We start from the raw sequence: 21,952 nt of genomic DNA, 5'->3' as shown, positions 1-21,952 counted from the left end.
ATGGGCAAGCTCACCTCCGGCCTCTACAATCGCCTCGTCATCGTCATCCCTTACGCCTGGCTGCTGCTCTTCTTCCTGGCGCCCTTCTTCATCGTCTTCCGCATTTCGATGTCGACGACGGCGATCGCCATGCCGCCCTATGAGCCTGTCTTCTCCTTCGCCGACGGCTGGGCCGGCCTCTTAAGTAAGATCGGCGAATTCTCCTTCGACAATTACACCTACCTGACCGACGACCCGCTCTATTTCAACGCCTATGTGTCGAGTGTGGTGATCGCCGCGATCTCCACCCTCCTGACGCTGCTGATCGCCTATCCGATCGCCTACGGCATGGCGCAGGCGCCACGTGGCCTGCGGCCGACGCTGGTCATGCTTGTCATCCTGCCCTTCTGGACGAGCTTCCTGATCCGCGTCTACGCCTGGATCGCCATCCTCAAGCCGGAGGGCCTGTTCAACCAGCTGCTGCTGTCGCTGCACCTGATCGATGCGCCGCTGATCATCCTCAACACCAATACCGCCGTCTATATCGGCATCGTCTATTCGTATCTCCCCTTCATGGTACTGCCGCTTTATTCGGCGCTCGAGAAGATGGACGGCACGCTGATCGAGGCAGCGCAGGATCTCGGCTGCCCGCCGATCACCGCCTTCTGGCGCGTCACCTTCCCGCTGTCGATCCCCGGCGTGGTGGCCGGCTGCATGCTGGTCTTCATCCCCGCCGTCGGCGAATTCGTCATCCCCGATCTGCTCGGCGGGTCGCAGACGCTGATGATCGGCAAGACGCTGTGGAACGAGTTCAATTCCAATCGCGACTGGCCGGTCTCCTCGGCGGTGGCGACCATCCTGTTGCTGATCCTGGTCATCCCGATCGTCTTCTTCCAGAATGTCCAGGCCAAAGCCGAAGAGCGGGGGAAATAAACCATGCTGAAATGGACCCGTTTCAATATCGTCTCCGTCACGCTCGGCTTCGCCTTCCTCTATCTGCCGATCGTGCTTCTCGTCATTTTCTCCTTCAACGAATCCAAACTCGTAACCGTCTGGGGCGGCTTCTCGACGAAATGGTATGTCTCGTTGATGAGCAATCAGGCCTTGCTCGACGCTGCCTGGGTGACGCTGCGCGTCGGACTGCTGTCGGCAACATTTGCAACCATCCTCGGCACGATGGCGGCGCTGACATTGGTGCGTTACACCCGCTTTCGCGGCCGCATGCTGTTTTCGGGCATGGTCTATGCACCGCTCGTCATGCCGGAGGTCATCACCGGCCTGTCATTGCTGCTGCTCTTTGTGGCGATCGGTCTCGACCGTGGCTTCTGGACGATCACGCTCGCGCATACGACGCTGACCATGTGCTTTGTCGCCGTCGTCGTCCAGTCGCGCCTGCTGAGTTTCGATCATTCGATCGAGGAAGCGGCGCAGGATCTCGGCGCGCCGCCGGTGCGCACTTTCTTCGAGATCACCCTGCCGATCATCGCGCCAGCCGTGCTCTCCGGCTGGATCCTTGCCTTCACCCTCTCACTCGACGATCTGGTGATTGCGAGCTTCACCTCGGGGCCGGGCGCCACCACGCTGCCGATGAGGATTTACAGCCAGGTCCGCCTCGGTGTGACGCCCGAGATCAATGCGGTGTGCACGATCCTGATCGGCGTCGTCGCCTTCGGCGTCATCTGCGCCTCGATCATCACCAAGCGCCGCGAAACACAGCGCCAGAGGGATGAGCGTGCCGCTGCGGCCGGCGCGTGAGCTGAAATTGCATGAAACAAAAGATGAAGCGCTTCCGTTTTTCGACGAAAACGGAAATGCTCTATTGCGCGTGCGGCGTATTGCCGAAAAGCGGCACTGGCGAGATCACCGGGTTGGGCCATGAACCGCCGACGAAGAACGGCAGAAGCGGCAGCTCTGCCGCCTTGGCCGGATCGGTTGCCTCCAGCGATCCGGAAAGCGCCAGCCCGTTCGACTGGTAGGTAATGACGCCGGAAAGCGTCAGCGTCTCCGTGGCGCCGGCAATATGGGCGTCGTGCATCTCGGCGGTGCCGTTGGCGAAATCGGCCTGCAGGTTCAGCTGGTTGAAGGTGAAGGCGCCGCCTGCCGCCGCGCTCAGCGGAAAGAACGGCTTTTCGGCTGCCTGCGTGCGGAGCGCTGCGGCATCGATGCCGGGGATCGTGCCTTGCTTCGTCCAGAAGCGCAGCTTGCCGGTGACGTCGGCAAGGCCGGTCGTCCATATCGCCTTCGGCGACCGGAGGTCGAGATCGAGCGATCCTGTCGCCAGCGGCAGCGGACCTTTCAGCTGCAGGCGCTCGGCAAGAGCTGCGAAGTCGGCATCGCGGATCGATAGCTGCAACTTGCCGCCACCGTCGAAGTCACGCTGCGTCGCTTCCAGATGCGCGGTCATCTCGCCGCCTTCGAACTGGCTGTCGCCAATATCGAATTTCGCCTCGCCGCCGGCCACGATCATGCTGGCGCCGACATCGGAAAGCTCGAAGAGACCCATTTGCGCGCGCCGTGCCGAAAGCCTGACGTCGACATCGAGCATCTGCAGCGGCCCAGTGATGCCGGCGGAGATTTCTTCTGCCTCTCCGGCTGCGAGCCTGAGCGCGAAGGCATCGAGGAAGGGCTTGAGGTTCATCTGGTCGAAAGCGAGCGTGCCGCCGATCTTCGGCCGTTTGCCGGGCTGGGTAAAGAGATCCATCACCCCGGTGGCGCTCGCTTCGTTCAGGGAGAGGCTGAGATTGTTGAAGCGCAGCCCGCTGCCCGACGACATGATGTCGGATTCCAGCGAGGCGCTCTTCAGCGTCCCGATGCCCGGGACAGATTCGCCCGACCATGCCAGAAGGGCCGGCACATCGGGGATGCTGGCGGTGACATTGCCGGAAAGGGCCGAAAGGTTGGCGATGCTGGCAACGCCCTGGAAATGCGCCGTCAGCAGGTTTGACGTGAGCGACGTCCGTGCCTCGGCATTCCGGCCGGCAAAGGCGAGCAGCGGCTGGCGCGAGGCGAAATCGATCTTCAGGTCCTGGCCGTTGATGCGGGCGATGATGACCGCCGAGATCGCGCCGGACAGTCTCGGCCAAGCGATATCTGCGGTGACGCTGTCGAAATGAAAGGCCTTGGCGCTCTTGATGTCGGTGACCACAAGCGTGCCATCCTCGACGGTCAACGCGCCGATCTCGGCATCGAGATCGGGATCGAGCACCTCCGCTCCGTTTTCGTAGCGCACGCCGCTGATCGCGCGTGCGAGCAGGCCGGCATAACTCCAGTCGATCAGCCCCTTCTCGTCGCGCGTCAGCGCCAGGCTGGGGCGCAGCAGGTGGAATTCGTGGAAACTCGTCCGCCCGCGGAGCGCGTCGATGAGGCTGAAATCGGCCGACAGGCTTTCAATGCTGCCGAGCAGCTTGTCGCCGCTTTCGCGCGGCTGGCGGATGGTGACCTGGTTCAGCGTGATGCGCGGCGTCGGCCAGAATTCGAGAACCGGACTGCCCTTGATCTCGGCATGGTAGCCCGTCCATTTCGACAGCGCGTCCTCGATGCCGGAGCGCACGAAGCCGGTGGAAATGAGATAGGGGGCGGCGACCCGCAGCGCCACGAAAAGCGCCAGCGCAATCAGCAGGAATACCGTCGATACACGGGCGAAGGCCGGAAGCCAGCGCGAAACGGGTCCGATCTTCCTGCGCCACCTGCGATGTCTTGACGTGCTCATGATCTCCGCCGGCAATGCAGCCGGTCATCCCGTTATGCGCTGGTTTCGGCCGATATAGGAAATATCGGGCATATGCAAATCCCATGCAATGCCGCGCGTCTTTTCAAGAGGCGCAAAAGACGATGCGATAGGCGACGGATCGCGTCGGTTCCGCACTTTATAATGCAATGCAGCATGATATAAAGACGGCATTGGGGAGGAGGATTGAATGCAGGATAACAGACCACTTTGGGTACCTTCGGACGCCGCCGTTGCCAGAAGCCCGATCCATGCCTTCATGGAGCGCTGCAATACCGATTTCGGGCTTTCTCTTTCGGGCTTTGAGGATCTGCATGCATGGTCGGTGGCCGAGCGGGAGAATTTCTGGTCGACCGTCTGGGATTTCTGCGGCGTGAAGGGAGAACGCGGCGCAGAGGTGCTTGCCAATGGCGATCGCATGCTGGAGGCCCGCTTCTTTCCCGATGCGACGCTGAACTTCGCCGAAAATCTGTTGTCGTGCCGCGGTGAAGGCGAGGCCATCATCTTCCGCGGCGAGGACAAGGCTGAGGATCGCTGGTCGTGGGACCGGCTGCGCGCGCTGGTCTCGAAGCTGCAGCAGGCCTTCGCGGCCCGCGGCATCGGCAAGGGCGACCGCATCGCCGCGATGATGCCGAACATGCCCGAGACCGTCGCCGCCATGCTCGCTGCCGCCTCGATCGGCGCCATATGGTCGTCCTGCTCTCCCGATTTCGGCGAGCAGGGCGTGCTCGACCGCTTCGGCCAGATCGGCCCCAAGCTCTTCATCGCCTGCGATGCCTATTGGTATTCCGGCAAGCTGCAGGATGTCGGCGCCAAGGTCGCCACGGTTGCCAAAAGCCTGGATGTCCCGACGGTCATCGTCCACTACGCCGGCGATGCGGAGGCGGTGGCGGGCAAGACGCCGGGGGCTTCGACGCTCGAGGCCTTTGTCGCGCCCTATGAGGCAAGGGAGGTCGAGTTTACGCCGCTTGCCTTCGCGCATCCGCTCTACATCCTGTTTTCTTCAGGCACGACAGGCGTGCCGAAATGCATCGTGCATTCGGCCGGCGGCACGCTGCTGCAGCACCTCAAGGAGCAGCGGCTGCATTGCGGCCTGGAGGCGGGGGAGAAGCTGTTCTACTTCACCACCTGCGGCTGGATGATGTGGAACTGGCTGGTCAGCGGCCTTGCCAGCGGCGCAACGCTCTGCCTGTTCGACGGCTCGCCCTTCGCGCCCGATGGCAACGTGCTGTTCGACTATGCCGAGGCCGAAAAATTCGCGATCTTCGGCACCTCGGCGAAATATATCGATGCGGTGCGCAAGGGCGGGCTGACGCCGCGCGCAAACCACGATCTCTCCAGCCTGCGGCTGATGACCTCCACCGGCTCGCCGCTCTCGCCTGAGGGGTTCACCTTCGTCTATGAGGGCATCAAGGCGGATGTCCAGCTCGCCTCGATTTCTGGCGGCACCGACATCGTCTCCTGCTTCGTGCTCGGCAATCCGCTGCAGCCGGTCTGGCGCGGCGAGATCCAGGGGGCCGGCCTCGGTCTTGCAGTCGATGTCTGGAACGATGACGGCAAGCCGGTGCGCGGGGAGAAGGGTGAACTCGTCTGCACCAAGGCCTTCCCTTCGATGCCGGTGATGTTCTGGAACGATCCCGATGGCGCCAAGTATCGCGCCGCCTATTTTGACCGGTTCGACAATGTCTGGTGCCACGGCGATTTCGCCGAATGGACGGAGCATGGCGGCCTGATCATCCACGGCCGTTCGGATGCGACGCTCAATCCCGGCGGCGTGCGCATCGGCACGGCCGAGATCTACAATCAGGTGGAGCAGATGGAGGAGGTGGCCGAGGCGCTGTGCATCGGCCAGGAGTGGGATGACGACGTGCGCGTCATCCTCTTCGTGCGCCTTGCTTCCGGTGTGACGTTGACCGAGGATCTCGTCAAGGCGATCAAGACGCGGGTCCGCACCGGCGCCTCGCCGCGGCATGTGCCGGCAAAGATCATCGCGGTTGCCGATATTCCCCGCACCAAATCCGGCAAGATCGTCGAACTTGCGGTGCGCGAGGTCGTGCACAACAGGCCGGTCAAAAACCAGGAAGCGCTCGCCAATCCCGAGGCGCTGCGGCTCTTCGCCGGTTTGAGCGAACTGAAGGATTGATGGCGATCGCAAGCTACAAGCTTTCACCCTCCATCAATCGCCTGTCATGGAAACCTTTCGTTAAGAAAGGTTTGTCAAATGTAAAGCTAACTTAGGGGTCGCACATGAACGAGGCGGCCTGAAGCCCCAGGGCTTACAACAACATGACGTTGATCGACTGAGCTCTTGTTGAACAGCACCAATTTTCGAGGCAGCCTCCGGGCTGCCTTTTCTTTATGGTGATCGCTTTCCTTTTGCGCTGATCAGCCGGCCAGCACCCGCTGCGACGGGAAGGTGATCTCGACGAGGGTGCCCTCGTTCGGCGCCGAATTGATCGAGAACACCGCCCGGTTGGCATCGACCATCGCCTTGGTCAGCGGCAGACCGAGCCCGGTGCCGTCGCCGCGGTGACGCGACTGGGTCGAGGAGACCTGCCGGAACGGCTTCATCGCCTGGTCGAGTTCACTGCGCGTCATGCCGATGCCGGTATCGCGGACCCTCAAGACAACGCTGCCATTGGCCTCGTAGGAGGTGGAAACGACGATCTGCCCGCCCGACGGGGTGAAGCGGATGGCGTTCGACAGGATGTTGAGTGCGATCTGCTTGATCGAGCGCAGATCCGCCACGACTTCGGGCACCGCATGCGACAGCGCCGTGCGGATGATGACGCGCTGGCCGTTCGCCTGCGGCTGCACCAGTGCCACAGCTTCGGAAACCGCCTCGTTGAGGCCGACAGCGGCAAAATCGAGGTCCATCTCGCCCGCCTCGATCTTCGAAATGTCGAGCAGATCGTTGACGATATCGAGGACGTGCCGGCCGGAGCGGCCGATGTCGTTGGCATATTCGATATAACGGGGATGGCCGATCGGCCCGAAGCGCTCGCCCGCCATCATGTCGGAAAAGCCGATAATCGCATTGAGCGGCGTGCGGATCTCGTGGCTGACGCGGGCGAGGAAATCGGTCTTGTGGGCGTTGGCGGTTTCGGCCGCACCCTTGGCGTTGCGCAACTCGTCTTCGGTGCGCTTCCACTGGGTGATATCGCGGATGACGGCGCAGTAGCCATTGGAGGAGGTGAGCTGGCCCATGGTCATGAACAGCGGCACGAAGCCGCCGGCCGCCTCGCGGCCGATCACTTCGCGTCCGTCGTTCAGCACGCTGGCCACACCATGGCCGGAGAGGCCGTTCAGATAGTCGAGGACCGCCTTCTGGCTCTCATGGGCAAACAGCATGACGAAGGGTTTGCCGCGCGTCTCCTGCTCGTCGTAATTGAAAAGCGCGCTCGCCGACCGGTTCATCGAGCGGATGTCGCCCTCCGTGCCGATGACGACGACGCCGTCGGTCGCCGTTTCCAGGATCGAGCGCAATTCCTCCACTTCGACCTGAAGCTTGGCGACCTTCTCGACCATCCGCTCGGGACGGGCTTCGAAACGGCCCTCGGAGCGGCCCTCGGAACGGCTTGCTTCACTGCGGCTGTCATCCTTGCCTTCGACCGGCATCAGCGCCAGCATCAACGCGTTGGCGTCTTCCCAGCGCACCGATTGCAGCCGGGCGGTCACCGGCGCCAGCGTGTCATCGGCCTTGACGAGCATCATGGTGCTGGAGCCGGCCGCCTTCTCCTCGAGTTCGCGGCGCTGCAGCAGGGCCTCGATGCCGCCCACCTCGCGCAATGCGTCGAGCGAAGCATAGCCCGTCAGTCGCATGAATTCCGGATTGGCATGGATCAGCGCATCGCCGATATGGATGAGCACGGCGACAGGCAGTTGGTCGACCGTTCCCACCGAAAGCCCGTCGGTCATCTTGACGCGCGGCGGGATGAAGCTTGTGAGAACCTCGATCTGGCTGACCGTCTCCTCAAGTCCTTCCGTCGCCTCGTCTTCGGCGATAACAGCCGGCTCCTCGGCGACGACCTCGTCTTCGCGCTCGGCCTCGACGGCATTCTCGAAGATCGCCTCTTGCGGCGCGATGTCCTCGGGCGAGGCGATGTCAGCCTTGTCGCCGGGAGTTTCGGCCTCGGACTCGTCATGTCCAGAGGCCCCTTCGAAGCTCGCCATTTCCGCGACGGCGGATTCCACCGCCGCCGTCACGGTAGGTGCCGCCGACGCCGGGGCTGCGGGTTCCATCGGCGCTGGAGCGGCGGGCTCTTCCTTGCGCGTGCCGAAGGCTTCCAGGCGCTTGGCAATCTCACGGAAATTCGCCTGTTCGGCGGCCGTCAGCCCGGCGCTGGTATTGTGGAGCTGAACGATCTTATCGGAGAAACGGCGATTGGGCGTCTCGGCAATGCGAAGCGCCGGCGGCTCGTCCGAAAGATCCGCTGCCGGCCCGGCGGCAGGTCCTTCGTCGGCGCCCGTCGCCTGTTCTTCTGCTGTATTCTCCGGCGCTGACGTCACGGCGATCGCCTCTTCGGCCGTGATCTTTTCCGATCCCGTCTCTTCGGTCTCCGGGGTCTCTGGCTCGGCTGCCGCAAACGCCTGGACGTCGATCTCTTCCGACACGATGGTTTCGGCCGGGACCTCCTCGGACGCGGCTTCCGCTTCATCGGCCACGTCGGCAACCGGCTCGAGGCTTGCTGCATCATGGCCGATACCATCGGGGCCAAGCGTCAGGCCGAGCGCCAGCGGATCTTCCTGCGCATCCGAAAGCCGGACGACGCCGAAGCCGCGAAAGCCGTCGAAGTCGCGGTTGCGGGTATAGGTCGGCAGTGCTGCCAGATCGACCGGAACGACGAGGCTGGTGCCTTCGACCGGCCAGAGGATCGTCTTGCCCGACCATGTGTCGCGGCGGGCGAGCGCCTCGGAAAGCTTGCCGTCCGGATCGAGATTGAAAAGGGCGGCGACATCGCCGAAGGCCGAACCGATGATGTGGGATGCATGTGGACCGACGGCCTCGGCAAATTCGTGGCTGACCTCGGTGAAGCAGCCATCGGCGTCGATCTTCCAGACGAAGCGCGTGGCGCGGCTGTTCGGCCTGAAGACGAAGCCGGGCTCAGCCGCAAGCTCAGGGGCAGGGGCAGCGTCGGGGACCACAGGCATTGCGATGGCGAACTCTTCATGAACCGCTTCCGGCGCATCTTCGATAGGCGTTTCGCGGGTTTCGGCAGACGGCTCCGCCACGGCCGTTTCCACCGTCTCGGTGAGGGAGGCAAGGTCGTCCTCGATGGTCGCGGCAGGCTTATCGGCCCCATCCGCGCTGCTGTCGATCACACTGCCGTCACTCTCCACCTCGTCATGTCCGGCGAGACCTGCCTCCTCGACTGCCTCGTCTTCGGATGCGGCTGCCGTCTCGGCCGGCTGTTCGTTTTCGCCGGTGATGTCCTCGAGCGTCTCCTCGACCTCTTCGATCCCCGAGACCGCATCAATAATCTCGGTGAAGCCGGTGGCGACGGCAGGCTCGTCCTGAAGCAGTTCGGCGGCCGGCGCGCTTTCCTCCTGCGCGGGCGCATCGACCGGGTCGAGCACGGGGGCATCGATCGGGTCGAGATCGCCGATCGCGGCCTCCACGGCAAAAAGCAGATGGAGCGCCGGCTCGTCGCTGAGCTTGCCGAAGGCGGCCGGAAGATTGCCTCTGGTGGTGGCGACGGGACGCTTCACCAGCCGGTCGGGATGGGCGCCGGCAAGATTGATCAAGGTCTTTGCGGTCTGCTCTGATATGCCGAGCGACGCAAAGCCCGGCGAAGCGGCGATGACTTCGCCATTGGCGCCGATCACCGCCATATGCGTATCGGGATCATCAAGCCCTTGCAGCATCTGCGCCGCCGAGGCGACGGCCGCCATTGGCTTGGCCGAGACCGGCACCGAAAACAGGATGGCCTTTTCGCCTGAGGAGAGCCGGATCAGTTCGGCCGCCGCCTGCACCTGGGCGCGCTGGAAGCCCTTGGCGACGCGGATCATCAGGCTTCTGTTGTCACCGATATCGGAAAGCTGGCGCGCGGCCGTTTCCAGCTGGCGGAAGGTAATGTCGCCCCGGTCGACGCCCTGGTCGAGCAGGTCATAGACCGCCGAATGGCCGAAAAGCTCCGCACCTGCGCCGTTTGCCCAGAGCAGGCGGGCAAGATCGGCCGAAAACAGCACCATCGCCTCGCCGCGTGAAAAGCGTTCCCGCACCCGTGCATGCACGGCGATATCGATGAACGGATATTGGACTGCGGGCATGTTCGAACCTTGTCGCTGTCGGCCTTCTTAAATTAACGGCTTATTAATAACTGCGGGTGGCATGCCGGTCCAGAAGAGCAGGGTGTTTTCGGCCGGAAAGGTTAACGTCTTGTGCACCGCACAATAATTGTTGCAATGCACAATGATATGTCTTATATAAGCATCATCCCAACTATCGAAGGCAGCGACTGCCTCAGCCCAAAGGATGCGACCCATGGCTACCATAAAGACCGATGACGTTTTTTCAATTGCTTCTTTCGACCCGTCCAAGTTCGCCGAATCCTTCCGTGATTTCGCCGAAAAGGGCGCCCAGCAGTCGAAGGATGCCTATGCCAAGCTGAAGACCGCTGGCGAGGAAGCCGGCAAGACGCTCGAAGCCACCGTCCAGACGGCTCAGGCCGGCAGCGTTGAGATCGGCCTGAAGGCGATCGACATCCTGCGCGTCAATTCCGAGAACTCGCTGTCGCACTTCGAAGCGCTGCTCAGCGTCAAGTCCGCCGCCGAATTCTTCGAACTGCAGACCTCCTTCATCCGCAAGCAGGCCGAACTCACCATCGAGCAGGCGAAGTCGATCCAGGAAACCACCAAGCAGGTGGCCGAAAAGCTCGCAAAGCCTTCCAAGGACGCCGCCGAAAAGGCCATGGCTTCCTTCAAGGTCGCCTGATCGGTCTTTTACCGATCGCAGACAAAAGGCTGGACCTCGCGTCCAGCCTTTTTGTATATTGACGAGGAATGGGGCTTGAATTCATCGCCAAGTCCTCGTATGTGACCCCCGTCGCGCCAAGCGTGATTTATGCGGTTGTAGCTCAGTTGGTTAGAGCGCAGGTTTGTGGCACCTGAGGTCGGAGGTTCGAGACCCCCCAACCGTACCATCTTTCCTTTGTCCATACCGGAGACATAGGTAACAAAACGTACCTAACACATGGGTGACAACCTCGTGCCGAACGGGCCGTCGATCGTTCCCAAAGTCTTTTGTTTGACGGCACGCGCATTTCTCTGGCCAAGCGCTTGATCAGCACTTCACTGACCTTTCTGGCACTCAATGCGGCTTTCTTTCAGAGGTGATCATCGCCTCGACCGGCTCCGGTAGGTGGATTATGTTACCGGTCCGTGCCCGAGATGCCGAATTCCATCACGCAGTTGGTCAACCGCATGACAGCGAATCTCGTTTGGTTATGTCGCTCCCAAGCATTCCGTTAAGCATGTCCAGGTGTCCTTTGCAAACCGTCTCGACCAGTTCGATTAGTAACGCAGTTTGTACTGCGAGCCAGCCGAGCGCCTCCTCGCTGATTTCGAAATGTTTCGAATAGCGCGCCTTAACATAGGCCTCATTCAACGTATTGAACCACGCGCGTTCCTTGTGTTGATCACGCGGAAAGGCTTCTGCCAGACGGCGATCCTGCTCTTCTGCGAGTGAGCGCAGGAACTTGATGTTATGCGACGGTGGGCCGTAATTGGTCAGAGTGAGCAGAACACAGGAATAGGCTTGTTCGAGTGCTTGATGCAAGCTGAATGCGGACAGGTTTGACCAGGCGTCCCCGGTCCTTATCGACTTGCCGAGTTGAAATTCAGCTGTTCTCAGAAAGGCGCTGGCTTCGGCAAACCTTTGCTCAAAATGCTCCTTCGCGACGCGAAGCTGATCCTCGGTCGAAAGTGGCTCGGGCTCAGCCAGCGCCTCATCGTCCAGTTCGTAGAGAACGATGCCTTCCTTGCGAATGTCGGAGAAGAAGTATTGCCCCTCCTTCAGGTGGGTATTCACCTCGCGCCTGGAATGGACGATGAAGCTCACCGGCGTTTCGATCGAGGCCTCGTGGATCAACCGGTCGGCGGCCTTGTACCAGTACTCGGCGAATTCGCAGAGTTTGCGATTGTTGACGATGATCAGCAGATCAAAATCGGAGCGATACCCCTTCATGGTGAAGGGTTCATCGACCCAGCCGCCCTTGGCGTACGAGCCGAACAGGATAATCTTGAGGATCCGGCCGCGCTTCTTGAAATCGGCCGTGCCTTCTTTCAGCGCGTCCTCGAATTCCTCGTGGAGGACTTCAAGGACCCGGCCGAGTTCTCGTTGCTTGCGAAGCGGCATATGATCGAGCGACGATTTCATAAGCAATCGATAGGCGAAAGATCCAATATCGTCTACTGGCAAATTTAGCACCGCTCAACTGCCGTTTTGCCCTTATCTCCCATCAAGTTGCCAAGCCGCGTTGGCGATTGAGAAAAAAATTCAATCATTTAGGAACAGGCATCGTCTGAATGTGGCGTAGTTGGAACACCGTGCGTCAGGGCGAACAAAGCAGGAAACAATTTCTGATTTTACTATCTTGTATAAGTCAGTTAAATCGCTTATTTGTCGCGGTGATATGGACCCGCGCGAAAGAGACCGGAGACACGCGCGGAGGGCGTTTGTCGTTCGGTATAACTGTCTGTGACAGAGCGATGTCGCTCGTTGGTGCAACTGCTCCGAATATGCGAGGACAATCATGGCGATCATGTTCGTCAGAGCGCAGGTCATCAGCAGGGGAGCGGGACGCAACATCGTCTCGGCCGCCGCCTATCGTCATCGCACTAGGATGATGGACGAACAGGCCGGCACGTCGTTCAGCTATCGGGGCGGCGCGTCGGAGCTGGTGCACGAGGAACTGGCGCTGCCGGATCAAACGCCGGATTGGCTGCAGTCCGCGGTCGAGGGGTATTCCGTTGCCGGCGCCAGCGAAGTGCTGTGGAATGCGGTTGAAGCTTTCGAGAAACTGGCAAACGCGCGGCTGGCGCGCGAGCTGATCATCGCGCTGCCGGAGGAACTGACGCGGGCCGAGAACATCGCGCTGGTGCGCGAATTCGTGCGGGATAATTTCACAAGAGCGGGAATGGTCGCCGACTGGGTCTACCACGATAAAGACGGCAATCCGCATATCCATCTGCTGACGCCCGTGAGACCGCTGACGGAGGAGGGCTTCGGGCCAAAACATGCTCCGATCTTGGGAGAAAATGGCGAGCCATTGCGATTTGTCACGCCTGGGCGGCTAACGGGTCGGATTGTGTATAAGTCCTGGGGCGGCGACAAGGAGACCTTGCAGGCGTGGAAGATCGCCTGGGCGGAGACGGCCAGCCGGCATCTGGCGCTCGCCGGCCATGACATCCGTCTTGACGGCCGCTCTTATGCCGAGCAGGGCCTCGATGGTATCGCACAAAGACATCTGGGCCCGGAGAAGGCAGCGCTCTCCCGCGGGGGTGTCGAGATGTATTTTGCACCGGCCGATCTTGCCCGTCGCCAGGAGATGGCCGACCGGCTGCTCGCCGAGCCGGAGCTCCTGCTGAAGCAGTTGAGCAATGAACGCTCCACCTTCGACGAGCGCGATATCGCCAAGGGGCTGCATCGCTATGTCGACGATCCCGCAGACTTCGCCAATATCCGGGCGCGGCTGATGGCGTCGGACGATCTCATCATGCTGAAGCCACAGCAGGTCGATGCCGAAACGGGCAAGGCGAGCGAACCCGCCGTTTTCACCACGCGCGAGATCCTTCGCATCGAATATGACATGGCGCAGTCGGCGCAGGTTCTGGTGGAACGTCGCGGTTTTGCCGTTTCCGACCGGGCGGTCGCCGCTGCGATCAGAAACGTCGAAACTCAAGATCCGGAAAAGTCCTTCCGGCTCGACCCGGAGCAGGCAGACGCCGTCCATCATGTCACGCGGGACAATGGTATTGCCGCCGTGGTCGGTCTTGCCGGCGCCGGTAAGTCGACCTTGCTTGCCGCGGCCCGTCTCGCCTGGGAAAGTCAAGACCGCCAGGTGATTGGTGCGGCCCTTGCGGGCAAAGCCGCCGAGGGTCTGGAAGACAGCTCCGGCATCAGATCGCGAACACTCGCCGCCTGGGAGCTGGCCTGGGCCAATGGACAGGAGACGCTTCACCGCGGCCATGTGGTGGTTGTCGACGAGGCCGGCATGGTGTCGTCGCAGCAGATGGCCCGCGTGCTGAAGCTCGTGGAACAGGCGGGAGCGAAACTCGTGCTGGTCGGCGATGCGATGCAATTGCAGCCGATCCAGGCGGGGGCGGCGTTCCGGGCGATTACCGAGCGGATCGGTTTTGCCGAACTTGGCGGCGTGCGCCGCCAGCGCGAGGCGTGGTCGCGCGAGGCGTCGCGGCTTTTTGCGCGTGGCGAGATTGGGAAAGGTCTTGATGCCTATGCGCAGCAGGGTCATCTGGTCGAGGCAGAGACGCGGGACGACGTCATCGGCCGCATTGTCAGCGACTGGACGGCGGCGCGCAAACAGGCGGTCCAGGACTCAACAGCTGCCGGCAATGATGGCCGTCTTCGCGGTGATGAGCTTCTCGTGCTCGCCCACACCAATCAGGACGTCAAACGTCTGAACGAGGAACTGCGATCTGTGATGGCGGGCGAGGGGGCGCTGGGTGAGAGCCGCGCATTCCAGACCGAACGCGGCGCGCGGGAATTCGCCACCGGCGACCGCATCATCTTTCTGGCAAATGCCCGCTTCGTCGAAGCGCGCGCAATGCGTCTCGGTCCGCAATACGTCAAGAACGGCATGCTCGGGACGGTCGTATCCACCGGCGACAAACGTGGGGATACGTTGCTTTCGGTGCGTCTCGACAATGGCCGCGATGTCGTCATCAGCGAGAACAGTTATCGCAATGTCGATCTCGGCTACGCTGCGACCATCCACAAATCTCAAGGCGCGACCGTCGACCGGACCTTCGTTCTTGCCACCGGCATGATGGACCAGCATCTGACCTATGTGTCGATGACCCGGCATCGCCATCGTGCCGATCTCTATGCCGCGAAGGAAGATTTTGAAGCAAAGCCCGAATGGGGCCGCAAGCTGCGTGCCGATCATGCTGCCGGTGTCACCGGCGAACTCGTGGAAACCGGACAAGCCAAGTTCCGGCCGAATGACGAGGATGCCGACGATAGCCCCTATGCCGATGTGAAGACGGATGACGGAGCCGTCCATCGTCTTTGGGGCGTGAGCCTGCCGAAGGCGTTGGAGGATGCCGGTGTCTTAGAGGGCGACACGGTGACCCTGCGCAAGGACGGGGTGGAGCGGGTCAAAGTTCAGGTTCCCATCATCGAAGAGCAGACCGGGCAGAAGCACTTCGAGGAAAGAGAAGTCGACCGCAACGTCTGGACCGCCAAACGGGTCGAAACCGCCGAAGCGCGCCGGGAGCGTATCGAGCAGGAAAGCCATCGGCCGGAACTGTTCAAACAACTCGTTGAACGCCTGTCGCGCTCCGGCGCCAAGACGACGACGCTCGATTTCGAAAGCGAGGCTGGGTACCGGGCACATGCCGACGATTTTGCCCGCCGCCGCGGCCTCGATCATCTCTCTCTCGTCGCAGCCGGGATGGAGGAGGACGCCTCGCGCCGGCTCGCGTGGATTGCCGAGAAGCGCCGGCAGGTGGCGAAGCTCTGGGAGAGGGCGAGCGTTGCGCTCGGCTTTGCGATCGAGCGGGAACGACGTGTCTCGTACAATGAGGAGCGCACTGAGACACACACCGTCTCGGAGACAGATGTTGGCCGCGGCCGATATCTGATGCCGCCCGACACTGCTTTTGCCAGAAGCGTGGAGGAGGATGCGCGGTGGGCGCAGCTTTCCTCGCCGGCCTGGAAGGAACGGGAAGCAATCCTGCGGCCGCTGCTGGAGAAGATCTATCGTGAGCCGGAGGCGGCGCTGGTCGCCCTGAACGCCCTGGCATCGGATACGAGCAACGAACCCCGCAGGCTCGCCGACGATCTTGCTATTGCACCGGATCGGATCGGCCGCCTGCGTGGTTCCGACCTAATCATCGACGGTCGCGCCGCACGCGACGAGCGCAGCATCGCGACCGCGGCATTGACGGAACTACTGCCGCTGGCCCGCGCCCACGCGACGGAGTTCCGCAGAAACGCCGAGCGGTTCGAAAGCCGCGAGCACCAGCGCCGCGCGCATATGTCATTGTCGATCCCAGCGCTCTCCAGAAAGGCGGTGGCACGTCTCGTCGAGATCGAGGCGGTGCGCAAGCAGGGAGGGGACGATGCCTACAAGACGGCCTTTGCAATCGCCGCCGAAGACCGGGCCGTTGTGCAGGAGATCAAGGCCGTCAGCGAGGCGCTCAGCGCCCGTTTCGGTTGGAGCGCCTTCACATCCAAGGCCGATACGGTTGCCGAACGCAACATCGTCGAGCGTATGCCGGAAGACTTCACAGGCACCAGGGGCGAGAAGCTGACCCGGCTGTTCGAGGCCGTGAAGCGTTTTGCCGAGGAGCAGCATCTCGCCGAACGGCGGGATCGTTCGAAGATCGTCGCCAGCGCCAGTGCCGATCCGCAGAAGGAGAATATCCCCATGCTTGCCGCCGTCACCGAGTTCAAGACTCCGATCGAGGAAGAGGCGAGATCGCGTGCTCTGGCCGGCCCTCTCTATCGCCAGCAGCGAGCAGCGCTAGCCGACGTGGCGTCAACGATCTGGCGCGATCCGGCTGGCGCTGTCGAGAAGATCGAAGAGCTGCTTGTCAAAGGTTTTGCCGCCGACCGCATCTCTGCTGCAGTGACCAATGACCCGGCCGCCTATGGTGCGCTGCGTGGCTCCGATCGCCTCATGGATCGGATGCTGGCCGCCGGCCGGGAACGCAGAGACGCTGCGCAGGCCGTGCCCGAAGCCGCCGCTTGGCTACGATCGCTCGGTGCGGCCTATGCCGGCGCCCTTGATGCCGAGCGCCAGGCGATCGCCGAAGAGCGGCGGCGCATGGCGGTTGCCATTCCCGGCCTGTCGAAGGCGGCGGAAGAAGCGCTCACGTGGCTGACTGCCGAGGCGAAGAACGACGGCCGCAAGCGGAATGCATCGGCTGCTGTTCTTGATCCCAGCATTCGCCGGGAGTTCGCCGCAGTCAGCGCGGCGCTCGACGAGCGCTTCGGCCGCAATGCCATCGTCCGAGGAGAGAGGGATCTCATCAACCGTGTGCCGCCGACGCAGCGCCGCGCCTTCGAGGCGATGCAGGACAGGCTGAAGGTCCTGCAGCAGACCGTTCGCAGGGAGAGCAGCGAGAAGATCATGTCGGAACGGCGCCAGCGGGCTGTCAGCCGCGGACGCGGCATTGATATCAATGGCTAAACAAAACAACAGTGGCCATTATTCGTTGATCTGATGCCACAGAGGGAAACGGACGACAAAGAAGTCATCGCAAGCCAGGCGAGCAAAACGCACTAATCAGACGCCTAGCAGATGCGGGCGTGCCGGCGAAAGTTTCAAACGACTAGTCCCGATTGGAGCCGGCATGTCGCTGCTGGAAATGAAGAAGACCGTCGCCGACCTGAACAAGCCAAACCCCTCTGGTGAGTTCCGGCCTTGCATTCGTTGAAGGAGATTCCTACGCTCGAAAGTCTCCTTAGTGCCAAACGTAGTTGACCATCAGGCTCCGCGGCGAGCTCGGTGAGACGCGAAACCTAAGCAAGATTCCCACCGTTTTGATGGAACCCGCGTCGTCCTAAGCGGTTCTCTAAGTTGACGGGAGAATATGCATGTCGAAAACCCTTCTCTACGGTGCGACCAAGATCGACGAGACCAACAGCGCCTATGCGCCGGTCGAAAGCCTTGCTGCGTTCCAGTGGAAGAACCGCGTTTTCGTTGTGTTCGCCGACAGGGACAAAGCCCGCGCCGCCCGCCAGGAGAACCAGCTGCTGGCCGATCGCTCGGCCCTCGATGAGCGTGACCTGGTGGTGCTGAAGATATCAGGCGCCGGCGTTCGGCCACTCTTCGGTGCCCCCGATGGTCTCGACGGCGAAGCGATCCGCCGCGATCTCCAGGCGCCCGATGTGGGCGAGTTCGCGGCCTTTCTTGTTGGCAAGGACGGCACCGTCAAGCTGAAGGCCAGCGAGCCGATCACCGATGGCGAGCTCTTCGCCATCATCGACAGCATGCCGATGCGCGCGGCCGAATCGCTGAAGCCGGACAAATAGTCCCGAACATCGCGTCAAACCAAGATCATGAAAGGGAGGCGGTCATGTCCGTGCCCAACGAACCCATTCCCGACCAGCCGCCGATGCCAGCACCCGGCTGGAAGCCGGTGCCTCCGATCACGGAACCGGAGCCGGACAGGCTGCCCGACGAGGCGCCGGTTCCGAACCCGGACGAGAACGACGAGCCGGCAAAACACGTGCGGGACGTTTAAAGAAAAATATGGCGCTCGGCGCTGACGAGTTCCTGCAGGAAATCGGCAACGCTCCTGACGCGCACGAGATCGCGCGCCGTTTCGTGATAGGTCGTCCAATAGGCCCGCCGGATCGAAATTTCAGGCAGGATGCGCTGGAGTTCCGGATACTGCCGGGCGATATAATCGTGCAGAATGCCGATGCCGGCGCCTGATCGCACCGCCTCCGTCTGCCCGATCGCCGTCGATATCTCGAAGCTCGCATCCCAGCTGCGCATCACCTCGCCGGAGAAATTCAGCGAGGCGGTGAAGATCAGGTCTTCGACATAGCCGATGCGCGGATGCGCCTTCAGCGCCTCGATATCGCCGGGCGTGCCCTGGGCGGCGAGGTAGTCGCGTGAGGCATAGAGGCCGAGCGTGTAGTCGGTGAGTTTGGAAGAGACGAGCCGGCCTTGGACCGGCCGCTCCAGCGTGATGGCGATATCGGCCTCGCGCTGCGACAGCGAGAAAGAGCGCGGCACGGGTACGAGCTGGATCTTCAGTTCCGGATGGCGCTCGATCAGTCTGCCTATGCGCGGCGCCAGGAAGGATACACCGAACCCATCGGGCGCGCCGACGCGCACGGTCCCGGCAATAGCCGTATCGGTGTGGCCGAGGCTGGCCTGTACCGCGAGCATTTCGGTTTCCATCCGCTCTGCGGATGCCAGGAACACTTCGCCTTCGGCCGTCAGCTCGCAGCCATTCGTGCGGCGGATGAAAAGCCGTGTCTTCAGCGCCTCTTCCAGCGACGTCAGCCGGCGCGAGAGCGTGGCGTGATTGAGCCCCAGCCGCTTCGAGGCGGCAAGGATCTGCCCGGTGCGGGCGACGGCCAGGAAAATCCGAACATCGTCCCAGTTCATGGCTTGGCACGCATGGCGATCGGATCGACTTCGATCAGCACCAGCGATGTGACCATGCCCGCCGTCTGGTTCTTGTATTTCAGGAAATGCGGTGCCTGCAGATGGGCCTCATATGCCGCCTGGTCGGTGTAGACCTCAAGAATACGGATACGGTTTGGGTGGTCCCTGATGGAAACGGCGCAGAGGGAAAGGACGCCGTCTTCCAGCGCCACCGATGCCTCGATTTCCTCTGCGAGCAACGCGCGATAGGTTTCCAGCGTCTCCGGAGCGATCTCCAGCTCCGCCATTCTGACGACGGGTTTCCGACTCAACGGTTTGACCTCCCCTTGGGATTTGACTTGTCGACGTGCCGTGCCAAGTTTGTAAGCAGCAGGCCCGATGCAACGACAGGACTACAATATACGCACAACAGTTCCTTATATCAGCGCATTGATTTGTGCAAATTGAAGTGCGATTGTCGGTCATCCAAAAACAGGAGGAACACCCATGCATGAGATCGGTCATTTCATCGGCGGCAAGCATGTTGCCGGCACCAGCGGCCGCGTGAGCAACGTCTACAATCCGGCAACCGGCGAAGTGCAGGCGACGGTCGCGCTTGCAAGCGTCGAGGAACTGCGCGCCGCAGTCGAAAACGCAAAGGCCGCGCAGCCGAAATGGGCTGCCACCAATCCGCAGCGCCGCGCCCGCGTCTTCTTCAAGTTTGTCGAACTCCTGAACAAGCACATGGATGAACTTGCCGAATTGATTTCCAAGGAACACGGCAAGACGATCGAGGATGCCAAGGGCGACGTCATCCGCGGCCTCGAAGTCTGCGAATTCGTCTGCGGCATTCCGCATCTCGCCAAGGGTGAATTCACCGAGGGCGCAGGCCCGGCGATCGACATGTATTCGATCCGCCAGCCGGTCGGCATCGGCGCCGGCATCACCCCTTTCAACTTCCCCGGCATGATCCCGATGTGGATGTTTGCGCCGGCGATCGCCTGCGGCAACGCCTTCATCCTGAAGCCCTCCGAGCGTGATCCCTCCCTGCCGATCCGTCTCGCCGAACTGATGATCGAGGCCGGTCTGCCCGCCGGCATTCTCAACGTCGTTAACGGCGACAAGGGTGCTGTCGATGCGATCCTTACCGATCCGGATATCGGCGCCGTCTCCTTCGTCGGCTCGACGCCGATCGCTCGCTACGTCTATGGCACGGCGGCAATGAACGGCAAGCGCGCCCAGTGCTTCGGCGGCGCCAAGAACCACATGATCATCATGCCGGATGCCGATATGGACCAGGCCGTCAACGCGCTGATGGGCGCAGGCTATGGTTCGGCCGGCGAGCGCTGCATGGCGATCTCGGTTGCCGTTCCGGTCGGCGAAGAAACCGCCAACCGCCTCGTCGAGAAGCTGACGCCGAAGATCGAATCGCTGCGCATCGGCCCCTACACCGATGACAAGGCCGACATGGGCCCGCTCGTCACCAAGGATGCCTATAACCGTGTCCGCGGCCTGATCGACCGCGGCATCGAGGAAGGCGCCAAGCTCGTCGTCGACGGCCGCGATTTCAAGCTCCAGGGCTATGAAGACGGCTATTTCGTCGGCGGCTGCCTGTTCGACCACGTCACGCCCGAGATGGACATCTACAAGACCGAGATCTTCGGACCTGTCCTCTCCGTCGTCCGCGCCGCGAACTATGAGGAAGCGCTGTCGCTGCCGATGAAGCACGAATACGGCAACGGCGTCGCCATCTACACCCGTGACGGCGATGCCGCCCGCGATTTCGCCTCGCGCATCAATATCGGCATGATCGGCATCAACGTTCCGATCCCGGTTCCGCTCGCCTACCACTCCTTCGGCGGCTGGAAGGCATCGAGCTTCGGCGACCTCAACCAGCACGGCACGGATTCGATCAAGTTCTGGACGAAGACCAAGACGGTCACCGCCCGCTGGCCCTCGGGTATCAAGAGCGGCGCCGAGTTCGTCATGCCGACGATGAAGTGATCTTCACGACATTCCAATCTGCAATCTGCAATTCGGGGGCCTTAGGGCCCTCGAACTTTTCGATTCTAAGTTGTTGATTTTCGGCGGCGTTGCTTTCAGATGAACTGCCGGTCATGCGATTCCCGTCATGGGGCCGAATTGACGTCGCGGCAAATGGCCTCATAAGCTGAATGCGAATTTCATATTTTGGAATTGTTCAAAACTACCAAACCGCCTATATAGGTCTGAACAGGCACGAGTCAGGAGAATGGCATGCGGTTGACGAAGCAGACCAACTATGCGGTTCGCATGTTGATGTATTGTGCTGCCAACGACGGGCACTTGAGCCGGATTCCGGAAATCGCCAAGGCCTATGGTGTTTCCGAGCTCTTTCTTTTCAAGATTCTCCAGCCGCTCAACAAGGCGGGTCTGGTCGAGACCGTGCGCGGTCGCAACGGCGGCGTGCGCTTGGGCAAGCCGGCGGCCGACATCACCCTCTTCGACGTGGTTCGGGTCACGGAAGACAGTTTCGCCATGGCCGAATGCTTCGAGGATGACGGTGAGGTCGAATGCCCGCTGGTCGACAGCTGCGGCCTGAATTCGGCGCTGCGCAAGGCGCTCAACGCCTTCTTCGCCGTGCTTTCGGAATATTCCATTGACGACCTCGTCAAGGCCCGTCCGCAGATCAATTTCCTTCTCGGAATCACCGGTGAGCAGCAATATCGCAAACCCGCGATCGTTGTCCCCGCCGCCTGAACTATCCCTTGTGCGTCCGAAAGGACGCACGGCGCTCTAAGCGCAGATTATGCTTCTGAACCGCGGTTGCTCCAGCAGCCGCGGTTTTTGTTTTTGCGGCGTCTCCCGGTCTCGGAAATGCGGGGGGGGGGAATGGCGTCCGCGTGTCGCGATGGCGGCGCTTTTATACCAAATGCGACAAAATTCCGGTCTTTTTTGTCCGAAAATTTCCAAATGC

At 61.7% G+C, this 21,952-nt stretch carries 14 protein-coding genes and 1 tRNA gene; 10 read left to right on the top strand and 5 right to left on the bottom strand.

Going from position 1 to position 21,952, the window contains the following annotated elements; genetic code table 11:
• Both FHT79_RS27315 and FHT79_RS27310 read left to right on the top strand, forming a co-directional pair.
• Window positions 1-912 carry an ABC transporter permease subunit gene (locus FHT79_RS27315; protein ID WP_029868001.1) on the top strand — a complete coding sequence of 304 codons (912 nt, stop codon included), beginning with the start codon at window positions 1-3 and terminating at the stop codon, window positions 910-912.
• A gap of 3 nt (window positions 913-915) precedes the next feature.
• Window positions 916-1,734, top strand: coding sequence for an ABC transporter permease subunit (locus FHT79_RS27310; protein WP_018244860.1), 819 nt, complete (start codon window positions 916-918; stop codon window positions 1,732-1,734).
• 61 nt (window positions 1,735-1,795) lie between these two features.
• Here the strand turns inward: FHT79_RS27310 and FHT79_RS27305 are convergent, their stop codons facing one another.
• On the bottom strand, window positions 1,796-3,688 hold the full coding sequence (locus FHT79_RS27305; protein WP_127431248.1) for an AsmA-like C-terminal region-containing protein: 1,893 nt from the start codon (window positions 3,686-3,688) through the stop codon (window positions 1,796-1,798).
• Window positions 3,689-3,896: 208 nt separating this feature from the next.
• Between FHT79_RS27305 and FHT79_RS27300 the strand changes: the two genes are divergently transcribed.
• Window positions 3,897-5,849 carry an acetoacetate--CoA ligase gene (locus tag FHT79_RS27300; protein WP_183904516.1) on the top strand — a complete coding sequence of 651 codons (1,953 nt, stop codon included), beginning with the start codon at window positions 3,897-3,899 and terminating at the stop codon, window positions 5,847-5,849.
• 242 nt (window positions 5,850-6,091) lie between these two features.
• On the opposite strand, the gene FHT79_RS27295 is transcribed toward FHT79_RS27300, so the two are convergent.
• Entirely contained in the window at window positions 6,092-9,976 is a 3,885-nt protein-coding gene (locus FHT79_RS27295) for an ATP-binding protein (RefSeq protein WP_183904515.1), read from the bottom strand.
• Between the two features lie 214 nt (window positions 9,977-10,190).
• Here FHT79_RS27295 and FHT79_RS27290 point away from each other — a divergent pair, with 214 nt between their 5' ends.
• Window positions 10,191-10,640, top strand: a complete 450-nt coding sequence (locus FHT79_RS27290; protein WP_183904514.1) for a phasin — start codon at window positions 10,191-10,193, stop codon at window positions 10,638-10,640.
• 131 nt (window positions 10,641-10,771) lie between these two features.
• Window positions 10,772-10,848: transfer RNA gene (locus tag FHT79_RS27285), tRNA-His, on the top strand.
• Window positions 10,849-11,120: 272 nt separating this feature from the next.
• Here the strand turns inward: FHT79_RS27285 and FHT79_RS27280 are convergent.
• Complete coding sequence (locus tag FHT79_RS27280) at window positions 11,121-12,083, bottom strand: nucleotidyltransferase and HEPN domain-containing protein (RefSeq protein ID WP_183904513.1); 963 nt, start codon at window positions 12,081-12,083, stop codon at window positions 11,121-11,123.
• 376 nt (window positions 12,084-12,459) lie between these two features.
• Here FHT79_RS27280 and traA point away from each other — a divergent pair, with 376 nt between their 5' ends.
• The 3 genes from traA to FHT79_RS27265 all read left to right on the top strand — a co-directional run bounded on the left by traA (window position 12,460) and on the right by FHT79_RS27265 (window position 18,139).
• Window positions 12,460-17,082: a Ti-type conjugative transfer relaxase TraA gene (gene traA, locus FHT79_RS27275; RefSeq protein ID WP_183904512.1), complete on the top strand. Its 4,623-nt coding sequence runs from the start codon at window positions 12,460-12,462 to the stop codon at window positions 17,080-17,082.
• A 407-nt stretch (window positions 17,083-17,489) separates the two neighbouring features.
• A complete protein-coding gene (locus FHT79_RS27270; protein ID WP_183904511.1) occupies window positions 17,490-17,927 on the top strand; it encodes a DUF4174 domain-containing protein in 438 nt (145 codons plus the stop codon).
• A gap of 44 nt (window positions 17,928-17,971) precedes the next feature.
• Window positions 17,972-18,139, top strand: a complete 168-nt coding sequence (locus FHT79_RS27265; protein ID WP_088930367.1) for a hypothetical protein — start codon at window positions 17,972-17,974, stop codon at window positions 18,137-18,139.
• Here FHT79_RS27265 and FHT79_RS27260 read toward each other — a convergent pair.
• Both FHT79_RS27260 and FHT79_RS27255 read right to left on the bottom strand, forming a co-directional pair.
• Window positions 18,136-19,017: a LysR family transcriptional regulator gene (locus FHT79_RS27260; protein WP_127431253.1), complete on the bottom strand. Its 882-nt coding sequence runs from the start codon at window positions 19,015-19,017 to the stop codon at window positions 18,136-18,138. The two genes, FHT79_RS27265 and FHT79_RS27260, sit on opposite strands and share 4 nt — an antisense overlap.
• Window positions 19,014-19,328 carry a putative quinol monooxygenase gene (locus tag FHT79_RS27255; protein WP_183904510.1) on the bottom strand — a complete coding sequence of 105 codons (315 nt, stop codon included), beginning with the start codon at window positions 19,326-19,328 and terminating at the stop codon, window positions 19,014-19,016. Before FHT79_RS27255 ends, FHT79_RS27260 begins: the two co-directional genes overlap by 4 nt.
• A gap of 175 nt (window positions 19,329-19,503) precedes the next feature.
• Here FHT79_RS27255 and FHT79_RS27250 point away from each other — a divergent pair, with 175 nt between their 5' ends.
• Both FHT79_RS27250 and rirA read left to right on the top strand, forming a co-directional pair.
• Window positions 19,504-21,000 carry a CoA-acylating methylmalonate-semialdehyde dehydrogenase gene (locus FHT79_RS27250; protein ID WP_028758281.1) on the top strand — a complete coding sequence of 499 codons (1,497 nt, stop codon included), beginning with the start codon at window positions 19,504-19,506 and terminating at the stop codon, window positions 20,998-21,000.
• 252 nt (window positions 21,001-21,252) lie between these two features.
• The gene (rirA, locus tag FHT79_RS27245; RefSeq protein ID WP_028758280.1) at window positions 21,253-21,735 is read left to right on the top strand and encodes an iron-responsive transcriptional regulator RirA; all 483 of its coding nucleotides are present in this window, start codon (window positions 21,253-21,255) and stop codon (window positions 21,733-21,735) included.
• The last annotated feature ends 217 nt before the right edge of the window (window positions 21,736-21,952 follow it).

The organism is Rhizobium sp. BK212 (assembly GCF_014197475.1).
Lineage (GTDB): Bacteria > Pseudomonadota > Alphaproteobacteria > Rhizobiales > Rhizobiaceae > Rhizobium > Rhizobium anhuiense.
The sequence above is the reverse complement of the archived record's forward strand: the minus strand, read 5'-3'. Positions and strand labels throughout refer to the sequence as shown.